At 61.3% G+C, this 13265-nt stretch carries 14 protein-coding genes and 1 tRNA gene; 1 reads left to right on the forward strand and 14 read right to left on the reverse strand.

All coding sequences use genetic code 11. The features are described from left to right. Positions 1–122 precede the first annotated feature (122 nt). Complete coding sequence (locus KF821_08940) at positions 123–779, forward strand: queuosine precursor transporter (protein MBX3005933.1); 657 nt, start codon at positions 123–125, stop codon at positions 777–779. Between the two features lie 656 nt (positions 780–1435). Here the strand turns inward: KF821_08940 and aspS are convergent. The 14 genes from aspS to KF821_09010 form a co-directional block, all read right to left on the reverse strand. Then, positions 1436–3226 carry an aspartate--tRNA ligase gene (gene aspS, locus KF821_08945; protein ID MBX3005934.1) on the reverse strand — a complete coding sequence of 597 codons (1791 nt, stop codon included), beginning with the start codon at positions 3224–3226 and terminating at the stop codon, positions 1436–1438. 258 nt (positions 3227–3484) lie between these two features. Further along, positions 3485–4318 (reverse strand): hypothetical protein, encoded by an 834-nt coding sequence (locus KF821_08950; GenBank protein ID MBX3005935.1) that lies wholly within the window; start codon positions 4316–4318, stop codon positions 3485–3487. 59 nt (positions 4319–4377) lie between these two features. Continuing rightward, positions 4378–4461: transfer RNA gene (locus KF821_08955), tRNA-Leu, on the reverse strand. Between the two features lie 113 nt (positions 4462–4574). Further along, positions 4575–5237 carry a PHP domain-containing protein gene (locus KF821_08960; GenBank protein ID MBX3005936.1) on the reverse strand — a complete coding sequence of 221 codons (663 nt, stop codon included), beginning with the start codon at positions 5235–5237 and terminating at the stop codon, positions 4575–4577. A gap of 269 nt (positions 5238–5506) precedes the next feature. Then, entirely contained in the window at positions 5507–5902 is a 396-nt protein-coding gene (locus KF821_08965) for a hypothetical protein (GenBank protein MBX3005937.1), read from the reverse strand. 81 nt (positions 5903–5983) lie between these two features. Then, entirely contained in the window at positions 5984–6259 is a 276-nt protein-coding gene (locus tag KF821_08970; protein ID MBX3005938.1) for a hypothetical protein, read from the reverse strand. Continuing rightward, positions 6260–7168, reverse strand: coding sequence for a hypothetical protein (locus tag KF821_08975; GenBank protein MBX3005939.1), 909 nt, complete (start codon positions 7166–7168; stop codon positions 6260–6262). Between the two features lie 17 nt (positions 7169–7185). Then, on the reverse strand, positions 7186–7884 hold the full coding sequence (locus KF821_08980; GenBank protein ID MBX3005940.1) for a hypothetical protein: 699 nt from the start codon (positions 7882–7884) through the stop codon (positions 7186–7188). Then, positions 7881–8309, reverse strand: a complete 429-nt coding sequence (locus tag KF821_08985; GenBank protein MBX3005941.1) for a hypothetical protein — start codon at positions 8307–8309, stop codon at positions 7881–7883. Before KF821_08985 ends, KF821_08980 begins: the two co-directional genes overlap by 4 nt. Then, on the reverse strand, positions 8306–8953 hold the full coding sequence (locus tag KF821_08990; protein ID MBX3005942.1) for a hypothetical protein: 648 nt from the start codon (positions 8951–8953) through the stop codon (positions 8306–8308). Before KF821_08990 ends, KF821_08985 begins: the two co-directional genes overlap by 4 nt. Beyond that, positions 8954–10537 (reverse strand): hypothetical protein, encoded by a 1584-nt coding sequence (locus tag KF821_08995; GenBank protein ID MBX3005943.1) that lies wholly within the window; start codon positions 10535–10537, stop codon positions 8954–8956. It lies immediately after the preceding gene. Continuing rightward, complete coding sequence (locus KF821_09000; protein ID MBX3005944.1) at positions 10537–12630, reverse strand: hypothetical protein; 2094 nt, start codon at positions 12628–12630, stop codon at positions 10537–10539. Before KF821_09000 ends, KF821_08995 begins: the two co-directional genes overlap by 1 nt. Positions 12631–12633: 3 nt before the next feature. Continuing rightward, positions 12634–12798 carry a hypothetical protein gene (locus KF821_09005; protein MBX3005945.1) on the reverse strand — a complete coding sequence of 55 codons (165 nt, stop codon included), beginning with the start codon at positions 12796–12798 and terminating at the stop codon, positions 12634–12636. Positions 12799–12857: 59 nt separating this feature from the next. After that, positions 12858–13265, reverse strand: coding sequence for a hypothetical protein (locus tag KF821_09010; protein ID MBX3005946.1), 408 nt, complete (start codon positions 13263–13265; stop codon positions 12858–12860).

Genomic DNA, 13265 nt, shown 5'->3' on the forward strand with positions numbered 1-13265 from the left:
CCTCATTTCTGTTAATTGAGTGAGCAGGGATCAGTGAGTAGTGAGTAGAAAGAAGTGAACTGGGAGCAGTGAGTAGTAAGTAGCCGCTGTTCACTGGTGATTTGCAATAAGTTAGGAGCATCGTGAAAAAAGAAGACATAGCAGCCCCCTCCCCCCTCCCCGCCACCGCTGTAGTGGTGATTGCCGCGTACATTGCGGCGCAAATGTTGGCGGATGTGGCCAGCGTCAAAATCGGCACGCTGACCCTGCCGGCGTTGGGCAGCCTGGCGGTGGATATGGGCACGTTCATCTACCCGATCACGTTTACGCTGCGCGATGTGGTGCACAAGCTGCTGGGGCGCAGCGTGGCGCGCACGCTGGTGGTGGCGGCAGGCGCCATCAACCTGGGCATGGCGGCCTACCTGGTGTGGGCGGCCAAGTTCCCCAGCGATGCCAGCTGGGGGTTGGGCGCCGAGTTCGCCGCGGTGCTGACGCCGGTGTGGCGCATTACGCTGGCCTCGATCGTCGCCGAGGTGGTGAGCGAGCTGCTGGATACGGAGCTGTATCACCTGTTCGTGACGCGCATCACGTGGCGCTACCAATGGGCGCGGGTGCTGGTGAGCAACAGCCTGAGCGTGCCGGTGGACAATCTCATTTTTGCGGTGGGCGCGTTTGGCGGCCTGCTGCCGTGGGCGACGGTGTGGGGCATTTTTGTGGTGAATTTGCTGGTCAAGTATGCGGTGACACTGTTGAGCCTGCCGCTGATCTATGTGGTGCCGGAGCGGCGCGGGGTGGAATAAAAGCTACAGTTGATAGAAGATATGCCAGCAAAGATTCTTCCCTGGTCAGGCTTCGGCTATCCTGGTGTGGATGAACAAACCCGGTCAGAATGACACAGTACGTTTGGTCGGCACAGCATGAATATGCGCTTGCCAGCATGCTTGTCCCTCAACAAAAACTGGGGCTTGCTGTGCCCTAAAGGATTCTTCATCCGCTGCGCTCGTTCGGAATGACGGTGTTGTGCGTTGCGTGAACATATCTGAGATTGCTTCGTCCGTTTGCCGCAAAGCGGCAGTACTCCTCGCAATGACAATAAGGCAAGAGGCCAGCATGCTACGCTGCGAAGCAGCGGACGCCCCTACACAGCCAAGCCGTCATTCCGAGCGTAGCGAGGAATCCTTTAGGACATAGCACAATAAGCCTGTTTGTAATGTCCTAAAGGATTCCTCCTCGCGGCTACGCCGCTCGTTCGGAATGACAGCCTGCACGGAGCAGTCCCAAAGCCTGTGTACGCCTGCACTTGGGGATTGCTTCGTCCGCTTGCCGCAAAGCGGCAATACTCCTCGCAATGACAATAAGGCAAGGCGCAGCATGCTACGCCATGAAGCAGCGGACGCCCCTGCATGATGGCTATAGTCTAAAAATCAAAAAGGCCGAGCGGTTGCTCGGCCTTTTGTTATTCGGCTTTCTTGGGTACGTCCACCTTGATGTGCAGCTCTCTGAGCTGGCGCTCTTCGGTGACCGAGGGCGCATCGGCCATCACATCGCGGGCGGCCTGGTTCTTGGGGAAGGCGATGACCTCGCGGATGCTGTCCTCATCAGCCAGAATCATAGCCAGGCGGTCAATACCGGAGGCAATGCCACCGTGCGGCGGGGCGCCGTACTCGAAGGCTTCGAGCATGTGGCCGAAGCGCTCCTGCGCCACTTCTTCGCTCAAGCCGATGAGCTTGAAGATGCGTGATTGCAGGGCGCGCTCGTGGATGCGGATGGAGCCGCCGGCCACCTCGGTGTTGTTGAGCACCATATCGTATTGCGTGCCGCGCATGTTGGCCGGGTCGCTCTCGATGAGGTCAATGTCATCCGGCATGGGCGAGGTGAAGAGGTGCTGGCTGGGGTCCCAGCGCTGTTCCTCCTCGTTCCAGAAGGCGAAGGGGAAATCGATGACCCAGCAGAACGCCAACAGGTCCGGGTCGGCCAGGTTGAGCTGCTCGGCGAGGTGCACACGCAGGCGGCCGAGGGTGTCGTACACCACCGCCGGCTGGTCAGCCACGAAGAGCAGCAGGTCGCCGGGTTCAGCGCTCATGGCCTGCTTGAGGGCGGCCAAGCCCTCGGGGCTGAGGAATTTGAGGAACGACGAGCGATCCTCGCCCTCGCTGGCGACGGCCAGCCAGGCCAAGCCCTTGGCCTTGAACTGCTTGACGTATTCGGTGAGCGCGTCAATCTCTTTGCGGCTGGCGCTGCCCATCCCCTTGGCGTTGATGCCGCGCACATGGCCGCCGCTGGCGACCGCATCTTCAAAGACTTTGAAGCCGCTGGTGGCGGCCCATTCGGTGAGGTCTTGCAACTCCATGCCATAGCGCATGTCTGGGTTGTCTTTGCCGAAGCGCGCCATGGATTCTTTGTAGGTGAGGCGCGGCCAGGGCTCAGAGAGCAGGCGCTTGGTGGGCACCAGCTCTTTGACCATGGCGGTGTACATGCGCTCCATGAGATCCATCACGTCTTCACGTTGCACGAAGGACATCTCGATGTCCAGCTGGGTGAACTCCGGCTGGCGGTCGCCGCGCAGGTCTTCATCGCGGAAGCAGCGGGCGAGCTGGAAGTAGCGCTCCATACCGGCCACCATGAGCAGCTGCTTGAGCTGCTGGGGCGACTGCGGCAGGGCGTAAAACTCACCGGCGTGTACGCGCGAGGGCACGAGGTAGTCACGCGCACCCTCGGGCGTGGTCTTGAACAGGATGGGCGTCTCGATTTCGAGGAAGCCTTCAGCATCCATGTAATCACGGATGAACTTGACGATCTTGTGGCGCAGCACGATGTTGCGCTGCATGCGCTCACGGCGCAGGTCAAGGTAGCGGTATTTGAGGCGGGCGTTCTCGTCTACCTCTTCATCTTTGTTGATGGCGAAGGGCACCGGCTTGGCCTGGTTGAGCACCTTGAGCTCGGTGACGGCCACTTCGATCTGACCGGTAGCGAGATCGGCGTTGTGCATGCCCTCAGGGCGAGTACGCACGATGCCGGTGACCTGCAGCACCCACTCGCTGCGCACGGGGTCAAAGGCGGCGTGGGTCTCGGGGGCCTTTTCGGGGTCGGTGACGATCTGGACTAAACCGAAGCGGTCACGCAAGTCAATGAAGGTAAGCCCGCCGTGGTCACGGCGGCGGTGTACCCAGCCGGCCAGCGTGACGGTTTGCCCGCTGTGCTCGGCACGCAGTTCACCACAAGTATGGGTCTTGAACGTAGTGCTCATCACAATCCTCACAAGAATAAGTGCAAACAAAAACGCCCGGTGCGAATGCACCGGGCGAGAGCCAACCAGGCGGACCTAACGAGCCGCCAGGCAGGGGCCTCCCGCCCGCTGGGGGTTATTGTCCAGATTATTGCTGTCCACAACGATGGGTTGGAACATACGGGGATTATAGCATTAACAATTTAATCCCCAGCAAGGGTCCAGCGAGAAATCGCGCGTCTGCAGGCTTAACAGACACTTGACCAGGGCAAAAGCCGTCTAATCAAACCAAAAATAGCGCCAGCCCTCGCCAGCATCGTTCACCTGAAACCAGCCTGGCGTGGATTCCACGCGGCTCGGGCCGAGTAGAAGAATCCATGAATCATGGCTGATCATGCTGTGCTCGCCCAGTGGGTTATAGACCACGAGTTCACGTGCCCCAAAGTTATCGAGAATGAAGCGCGGCTGCTCAAAGAACAAATTGAACCCCGCACCTTTGGCTGCATAGAAATAGCGACTTATCCCCACCACCCCCGGTGCATAGTCTTGCCAGACTGCTGCCAAGGACGCCGGATAGGCGCCATGCGCGGCATGGTACGCCTCGATAGCGTCCAACAGTTCAGCGCTATTGGCAATGCCACGCGCCCGGCTGGCTTGGGTGAGCGGCCCCGCCAGCATAAGCTGGGCGGCCAGCAGCGCCAGGGGTAACAGCGCCATGTACCGGGCCGCGGTTACCGCTTCCGCGGCACCCACGCCTGTGCGCAGGCGGGCAAGACGCTGTAGGGGCAATAGCGCTGCGATGGCGAAGGCAACGGCCAACAGCACGCCGCTCAATGCGTAAGCAGCCACGCACAGCAGCACCGCCAGCAGGCCAGCTGCCACCACGGCGGCCAGCGCCCAAGCGCCAGAGCGGGGCTTCGCACCGCGCCTTTCATATACCAGCCAGGCAATTCCGATCGGAGCCAACAATACTGTGCCCCCCGCTCCCAATAGCTGCATCAGGGTGGACACTGGCACCGCTAGCGCATCATATCGCCCGGGAAGAAAGGGATAGAGCATGGCGGCGAGCAAGAGCGCCAATGTAATCAGCATGTGCAGGGATTGAATAGGCATCCAGGCTCCGCGTGTGTGCTTATAGGGTCGTCACTAGATGCAACATCGGCCAGTAAAAGTAGCTCGGGTGGGAATCGAACCCACAAGAGGTTGCCCTCGGAGGATTTTAAGTCCCCTGCGTCTGCCAGTTCCGCCACCGAGCCGTGCGTAAACGCCGAGTGATTTTATCGCAGTTAACGTGAGCAGTGAGCAGTAACCAGTGAGCAGGGGTTGCCTGTTCACTGATTACTGTTCACTATTCACTGTTACCTGTCCACTACTTACTGCTCCCCGCTCCCCTGCTCACCTTATTCACAATCGCCGCATAGCGCGAGGCCAGGCGGATCAGCGGGCCGCTGGCGCGCTTCGTATACTGCGCCTGCGGCATGGCCGCCCGCAGGCTGGCCGCATCCGTAAACTCGGGCACCTGCATGGTGGCGCGGCCGACCTCGATGAGGGTGTGCGCATCGGAGCCAGCGGTGCCGCCCAGCTTGAAGCGGGTGGCGAAGCGCTCGGCGGCCTCGTTGTAGGCCGGGCGGATGTTGCGGGCGTTGAAGGTCTCGACCGCATCCACGTGCGGCGCAATCGCCTCCAGGGCGCGCAGCTCCCAGCCGCGGCGTGGGTCAAACGGGTGCGAGACGCTGATGTAGGCGCCCTGCTCACGCAGCATGCGAATGGCGTCCATGGGCGGCAGGTGGCGGGGCACCTCTTCGCTGACGAAGAAGGCCAGCAGCTCGCCCTGCTCGGTCATGATTTCCTCACCGATGATGATGAGCTCGGGGTCGAGCTGCTTGGCGCGCACCGCCCCACTGATGGAGTTGTGGTCGGTCACCACCAGGCGGTCAATGCCGCGGCGGCGGGCGGTCTTGATGAGGTCTTCCACGCGTACGCGGCAATCGCCGCTGGCGTCTGTGTGGCAGTGGGTTTCTACGGTGAGCATGGGGGGATTGTAACGGCTCATTTTCTGTCATTGCGAGAAGGTGAAACCTCTTAGTTATTTAACGACGAGATAATCAAGCTCAAACCTTTACTCTCTTAGGGGCTTCGCCCCTAAGACCACAGCTCCATAGGCATAAATTCAGGTACCCGGTAAAACGCAGTGGGGAAGCGCAAGAGCTGGAAATATGGGTGGAGACTCCGGCAGAAGCATAGGGCCAACAAAAAAGCCCCCAGGCGCCAGCCTGAGGGCTTCGTTTCTGCAGAAACGGGTTAGACCCCGTCGGCCAAGCGCTTACCCAGCTTGACCACCCCCGAGGCCGCAAGCCCATACAGGATGGCCGTGACGCAGTAAGCAAACCAGGCGCCAAAGTCTGCCGGCGTGCCGAGGGTCGCGACGAGATAGCACAGGCCAAAGATCAAACCGATGAGCATGGAGACCATCAGCAAGGCCATATCGCGTACGCCGAGGTTACGCACGTACTCGACCAGGCCAAAGATGACCACAAAAATCGGGCCCACGCCACCGATGGCGGCGGCCACGAGGGCCGCCAAGTCGATTTCTGCACCGACCACCCCGCCGGCCGCCGGCACAGCGGGTGCCGGAGCGGCAGCCACCACGAAGATGGCAGCGAACAAAACAAGCAACACAATATACGACTTCTTCATGTTTGATCACTCTTCCGTGCCCAGGAATGTTGATCCGTTGAAAAAAACTGACCTCCACGAACTCTCTTGGATCACCTCCTCTCACAAGCCAAACAATGCCAGGAATGCTTTGACCAGCACATCTCGCAGATCCGGAAGAAAGAGCGCCACGAAGGAAGCTGCCAATGCCAAGTAGGCGGCCTGGCGCACTGGCTTGACCTCTTTATCGATCTTGGTGTGGAGGTCTTTTACCTGCGCGTGAATATCTGCCTGGGCGGCCAACAGAAGCAGATCTGTCTGCTTGCGGCTCAATCCCTCGCCGCTGGGGCCGCTATCCACGAGCTTGCGAATGGTGTCGAACGTCTCGCCGTTGGCCATTTACCCGCGCCCCTGGCCAGCCGCCGCTGCCCGCATCGCCTGCCAGTCCTTGAGCACCTCCGGGCTGACGTACGGCTGCGTCTCTACCTTCACCGGCGCCGGCTCCGGATCATCTACGACCGGCGCAGGCTCTGCTTCGGGCTCCACTGGCGGCGCCCACGGGAAGGCGCTCACCGCGGCCCACAGCGCAAGATCCTTGCGGGCGTAGTACCACTCCCAGAAGTTCGCGCCGCTGAGGCCCAGATCCTTGCAGGCCTGCAGGAACTCGGTCACCTGGCCAGCCGTGGGTGCCCAGGCGCCATCCGGGTAGGCGCAGCCGGTGGGCACGATCGGGCGCCACACATTCAGCGCCTGGTGCTCGCTTACCGAGCGCCGCAGCTGAGCAGCCGGGTTGCTGGCCTGCACCCAATACACCTGCGGCATGTTGATGTCGCTGTACTCCAAGAAGGTCTCGAAGGGCAGCGGCCGGTGCAAGGTGGGGTAGCGATAGCTGCTGAAACCGACCGGCACGCCGGGCAGCCCAGCGCGCAGCGTTTGCATATATTGGCGAGCCTGCGCCTCCATGCCCTTTTGCTTGAACTCCACCTCAGCATTGACCACGAAGCCATCCAGGTTGAACTGCTTGGTGCGCTGGATGGCCATCGCCGCCTCGGCGGCCGGGTTGCGGCCGTAGATGTACTGCCAGCCCCACGCCTGGATGCCGCGGGTGCGCAACGCATCGACCACGGCCGGCACATTATCCTTGCCGGTCTTAGGGTCGATGTTGTAGGCGTACTGCCCATCCGCCACTTTGATGAGCACATGCGTCAAGCCAGCTTCGGCGGCCGTCTGGGCGATACGCTCGGGATCGCCACCTTCCACCCGGCTGCTGATCCACAAATACATTCCCTTGCCGTTCAACGTATCCATATCCTCTCTCTCCTCAATTAGGCGACGCGTACTACGTCGAGATAACTGCCCACCAGCACACTGCTGGCGGTGCCATTGCTGGCGTTTTGCGCAAACTCAATGACCAGTGAGCCGGCGTCACTAACTACCAAGGCGCCACGCAGCGCACAAATGCCGCTGGTGGCGCTGGTCACGCCGGCGGCCGTGCTGCCCAAATCCTGAATACGTGTGCCAATAGTGGGCGCTGCCGTGCCCGACTGAGCCTGCACGTAGTAATTGATCGTGCTGGCGGTGAGCCCGTTGCTGCCCGCTACGCGGTACTTGTGCCCACCACTTGCGCCGGCGCTGACGTGTAGCAGCGCCTCGAACACGTACACTCCACCCGCCGCCAGCTCAAACTCCAGCCCAGCGAGAGCGGCCAACGTGGTGTTACTGGCCATATCCACTTGACTGGCGAGATACTTGCGATGGCGCGATCCCAGCTTCCAGGCGGGCACGCGATAGGATCCTCCGCCAGCCGCCACCACCAGCTCATCTGATTCTTCCAGTTCATCGCCCGGGTCGGGGGTGCGGCTGTCTAGATTGCCCACCCCGGCCAGCAACATTTCCAGCTCGAGCCCCTTGACCCAGCCCGTATCAGTGGCCGGGTCGTCAATATCGCGGCCGAAAAATACATCGCCTTTTTCAGGCGGGGCCGCAAAAAGCTCTAAATCGCTATATTTGTTTTCACCGCTCACTGGTAATCCTCCGCGCTAACGCCGGCTACAGGGTGCAACTCCAGATATTCTGCCGGCAGCAAATTTAGCGCCGCGGCGGCTTGCCGCACTAACTCAATGCGCTGCTGCCGGCGGCGTTCACCTTCAGCTAGCGCGGCGGCCACGATCGCCTGGTCTGTTTCGCGCTGGGCCAGCTCCTCGCCGGTGAGCTCGCGGTAGGTAGTGACCCATTCAGCAATGCGCCCGGATGCCACCTCGCGCTCCAGGCTCTGGCAATTGAGCTCCCACTTGGCACGCTCGCCGGCCTTGGCCTCAGAGTCTGGCATCGCCTCAATACGCACTAGCCAGGCATCCATCCCGTTGCGTTGCCATAGATAGGCACGGCGCTCCTCGCGCTCTTGCGGCGTAGGCTCGCGCAGCACCAGGCTACTGGTTGCCAGTGTCATGAGATGTGCTGCCCCGCAAACACAGCGCAATAACTGCCTACTTCCCATAAGCCGCCATTGGCACTGATATCGATGCGATCGATCGGCGCCGTCTGCAGCCAGGTAGCATGCCCCGAGACGTTGTAATGTGATCCACCCGCCGCTCCCTTGTAACAGCCACTCTGCATGGTTACAGCCTTGTAGTAACTGTTGTTGCTATACCCAGGGATAGTGAGTTCCAGCACGGAGTAGGCCAGCGCCCCGGGGGTGGCATGGCTGCTCTGGATCTCGAGGCCCGCCCCAAACAACGAAGCCTGGCCGCCACCACCCGTAGAGGACAGCGTGGTAGTTGTGGCCCGCGTGAGGTTGTATGCGTAATTGGCCGCCGTGTCGCCGTTGAAGCGGATGATGCCGAAATCTTGCGTGGCTCCCGTATACGTAGAGCGCAGATAGGCAACCACATGCAGGCTGTCGTACCCCTGAGGGATATTCAGCAGGCTGAAGTTGGACGGTGTGACCAGTGGGGCAATGTAGCCCGCCTTTGCGTCTAACACGCCCAGGTTGTCGTACAAAAATTGCGCGTTATCCACCATCAACTGGTTGGCCAGCACCAGTGTCAAAGGATCGCCATTATCAAACGCGGTCGGATCTACCCAAATCGCCATCTATACACCTCGCACCACATGCGTGCCGTCAATTTCACAGCGGCCAGGCACGCCGATCAGCAACGCATCTTGGGGGGGCAGCGGTAACAGCGTCCAGGTGACGCTCACCTGGTCGCGCCCGCTCAGCTCTCCCTGCTCACCCACAATGATCCCTAGCCAGTTATCCACGCCGGTCTGCCATTCGCTGACTGTCACTACCGCTCCGGGCTCCAGTAACGCCGCTTGCATATGCGTATCATTGCGATTGGCGCTAAAGCTCACCCGATACCCACCGTTTTCGCCGACAGCATCATCACGCAGCACCTTGGCCAGGCTTGCGCCAAACACGGCATTACTTTGGTATGGCAGATCCACGCGCAGCTCAGCATCTTCCCCGGGCTGGGGCGAGATATCCTCGGGCAGCGTGACCTCGTTGAAGGCGCGCACCAACTTGCCACGCAGGAAATAGTTATTAAGGTATCCGTTGTGGCGAGGCGTGAAACGCAACACGCTTTGTGTAGCACCCGCCTCGATCTCTACCAGGAGTGACCCGCTCAACGCACCAGCCAGGTCGGCCTCCACCCTGTCAAAGTAGTAATCCACGCCGGGCTCGGGATCTCGATCGATATCCAGCGCAGCCACTGCACCGCCGCGCCCATCGCTATATGAGACTATCTTTTCCACCGTGATGCCCGCGCGCATATACTCTGCCTGATCGAGCTGCCATAAGATCGTCTCGTCTTCCTCGGCCTTGCGGGGGTGGATGGTGACAGAAACCCGCGAGTACAGAGGCTCCTCTTCATCAGGCTGCAAATCCCGCAGGCCTTCGGCGAGATCCGCCTGCACCGTCTGTTGGCGCAGCAGGTCAGCATACGCCACACTACGCACGCTCCCGCCATGCTGAGCATTGCCTTGCTCGAGCACCAGATCCCAGGCTGAGGCGGCCACCTTGTTGAGTTCGCTGGCCGCCGTTGGTTTTTGAGACAATGCGGCCGCAAAAACAAAATTCAGCGGCCGGGGGTTGACGCTCCACCGCCACGAGGGCGGCCGGCGCTCAAGCCCGCGCGTAAGCTGTTCATACACTTGATCCGAACGCACTTCGATTTGCAGCTCCTGCAGGCTTTGACGTTGCGCACCGTGATACAAGATCATCGTGCTCTGGGCTTCTACCAGCGTGTGCCGCTGGCCATACACGCCCGGCACCGGCTTGAGGTTAGATACATAGCCTTGCCACTTGTAGACACGCACGCCGCCATACTCCAGATACCAACGGATAGCGCGCTTGCGCGCAAAGCCCGGGCGGCAGTTTGCGTGACCGGGCGAGTAACAACCAGCCAGACCCGCGGAGTTGCTCACCGAATTGTTGAGCTCCAATTGCAAGGTGCCGATGCCTGCTACGCGGCCCGTCTGGCGGGTATCCAGCTTGCCCTTGCTCCAGGTGAGGCTCGGCACCACCACGTCAGCGGTGATATCCACATAGCCAAAGCCATCCATGACCAGGCGGCTGCCATCCTCTTGGCAGAGCTCTGTACCATCCTCCTGGCAGAGCACAGCACCCGCCAATTGCATTTCGACGCCCCAGCGGGGAAATACCGGGCCAGCCATCAGCGCACCTCGGCAATAACTTCGAGCATCGCGTTTTTGATGTGCCCAGGGCGCGCCAGCTGCTGGAGCTGGGTAACCACTCGCCCAAAGCCCTCACGCAATTCGGCATTGAGCTGCTCGCTCGCGCGTAGATTTTGCTGCGCCATCTCCTGCACGACTTGAGCGGCAAACGCCTGGCCCTGGCCACCTACGGCGGCGCCCACACCCACCGCGCTGGCGGTGGCCGCCCGCACGGCGGCATCTGCGGCGGCCTGTACGGCCACTCCGCTATCGGTTGGTTCGTTGGCCTTCGCAGTAACGCCACCGGCGCCGGCTGGCGTGACCGCCGGAGCGGCGCTACGTGGCCGTGGGGTGGCTGCTGGCACAGGCGGGTGCCATGTGTCAAAGAGCAAGCCGCCAGCCATCATGCCGGCTTGTGCGCCGTACCCGCGGCGCTCCAGCGCCACTGATTTCTCGTGCGGGATGATCTCCCACGCGCCCTTACGGGTGTCATAGCGCCCATACTCCCAGCCACGCTCCCCCAGCTTGACGAGCGGCCCGCGCTCGCCCAAGTAGCCCCCGGTGGCATGCCCCGCCTGGGCCGCCCAGCGATCCCCATCGGCGCGCTGCCCTTTGGTGAGCGCCTGGCCACCGCCAATCACAAACTGCCCGCCGGCCAGATCCAATACCCAGGTATCGCCCTGCACCTTGACATTGACGACCAGGTCGGCATTGACGGCGGTGTCCTTAAGCGCATCGAGGTTGTCGAGCACCTCTTGCGACAGCGCAGCGGCTTCACCAAAGGGCATGCCCAGCTCTTCCTGGATGCGCTTCTTGGCCTCGGCCATGTTGATGTTGCCGGCGCGCTCTTCAACCAGGGCCGCCTCGACGTAAAATGCATCCCAGATTTGCTTTGCTTCATCCGGCGTAAGCTGAAGCTTGCTGGCAAAATCCACCTGCTCCTGCAGCTCAAAGCCACCGGCCATGCCTACCTTGATGTCATTCAAGGTTTTGCCAATCCCAGAGAGGCCCTTGACGCGCTCCGAAAATTCGGCCACGTAGGCTTCGCCGGCCGCCGCGCCGGCGGATGCTGCCGGCCCGGGATCCAGATCCTTGAACTGCTCCGCCATGGCCATCCAGCGCTGCATATCTGCAGACTGGCCACGGAAGCTACCACCAGCATCCTCAACAGCCTCGCCGAAGGCGATGTATTTTTCAGCACCATGTTCGACTAGGAAATTAGCGCGCTGTAGCAATTCGTTCTGGAAAACAAAAGCACCAGAATCGAGCTCAAACAAAGTACCGCGAAGACGTCGGGCGCCGAGCAATTCGAGGGCCCGCTCAACATCATTTACAACCTCGAGCGTATCAGCCATATCGTCAGCAATCGGAGCGGTGGATCGAGCGAGGTTGACCCGCAGGCGCTCCCAGGCCGTGCTGCCCTGCGCCTCCAGGCGCTGGAAGCTACCCAGCGTGGAGTCGGCCGCATGGCCAACTCGCTCGATCTGCTCCTCGGCCTGTTGCAGGAAGGCTTCGGTAAATGCATCGTTGGCGCTCATGCCCGAGGCAACCAGCGCATTAAGCTTCGTATCAAACCCATCTACGGCCACACCGAGCGCATCAAAGCGCATGGTGGTCTGGTTGGTCAGCGTGAGGACCAACTGGTTCATGTTCATGTTTAGGGCGCTGGCCACGGCCGAGAGACGCACCGCTTCATCGTGCGTTTTAGCCAGCCCCAACGCCATGAAGTCGCCCGCTGCGCCCATCAGCTGCGCGTCGGAGTACATGCCACGCGTGGCGGCGCGCAGATCGCGCAGCAGTACATCGCTAACAGTGCCCGCGCTCAAGGCCAGGCGATCGAATTTTTGGGCCTGGTACTCCAGCTGGGCCCCTTCTTTGCCTAGATCGAATACCTTCTTGGCGGCCGCTCCCGCGGCGGCCACGGCACCCAAGGCGATCGCGCCTTGGCCCCAGGTTGACTTGAGCGCGGCGAAGGTGGAGTTGTTCGCCTTGCCCTCATCCCCCATGTCCTTGAGTTCTTTTCTGGCTGCCTTAATAACGCCTTCAGCGGCGTTGACAGCTTCGATGAGGATGCGGACCTTTGGATCGGCCATGGTTTATGCGTTCTTGAGTAATCCCAGTTCGATTGCGTATAGCGCCGCCCACTCCAGCAGGGCGGCACCCTCGGGGTGCTCTTTGTTCCAGGTCACCTCGCCCCCCGTTGCCGCCGCCCGCCGCCGCGCATAATGGCCAATCGTGTCGGCCAGTTGCAGTCTGCGCAATTCGGCGGGGCTAAGCGGCCGGCCATACACCGCCTGCACCCCAAAGCGATCGATGTAACTTAGGACGCGGAGCTCGGCGCTGCGGATGGGCTCTCCGCCATCGCCATCGACTCCGAGGGCGTCGGCATAGGCGTAGGCGTAGACGCTTTTGGGGGTGGCGCCACACTTTCGGCGTACACCACGGCCACCTCTTTCACGAGCCAGGCCGCCAGCTCGACACCCTCGTCGGTTGGCGGGAACTGATCCGGTGACGAGGCCTGCCACCCGGCCAGGTCAAAGCGCTCAATGCAGGCATACACGGCGGGTAGCAATGCGGCCAGGTAGGTGCGGTGCGTAACCCTGGCCGGCAGGTCCTCTACCACCCCAAGCGCCGCTTCCCAGGCGGCTGCTTGGGGCAGATAGAGCGGAGACTGCAGCGTGACCGTGCCCGGCCAGCGCTGCGAGGGGCTGGCGATGACCTTGCCCAT

The sequence above is a fragment of the Anaerolineales bacterium genome (assembly GCA_019637755.1).
In the GTDB taxonomy this organism is placed as follows: Bacteria; Chloroflexota; Anaerolineae; order Anaerolineales; family UBA11579; genus JAMCZK01.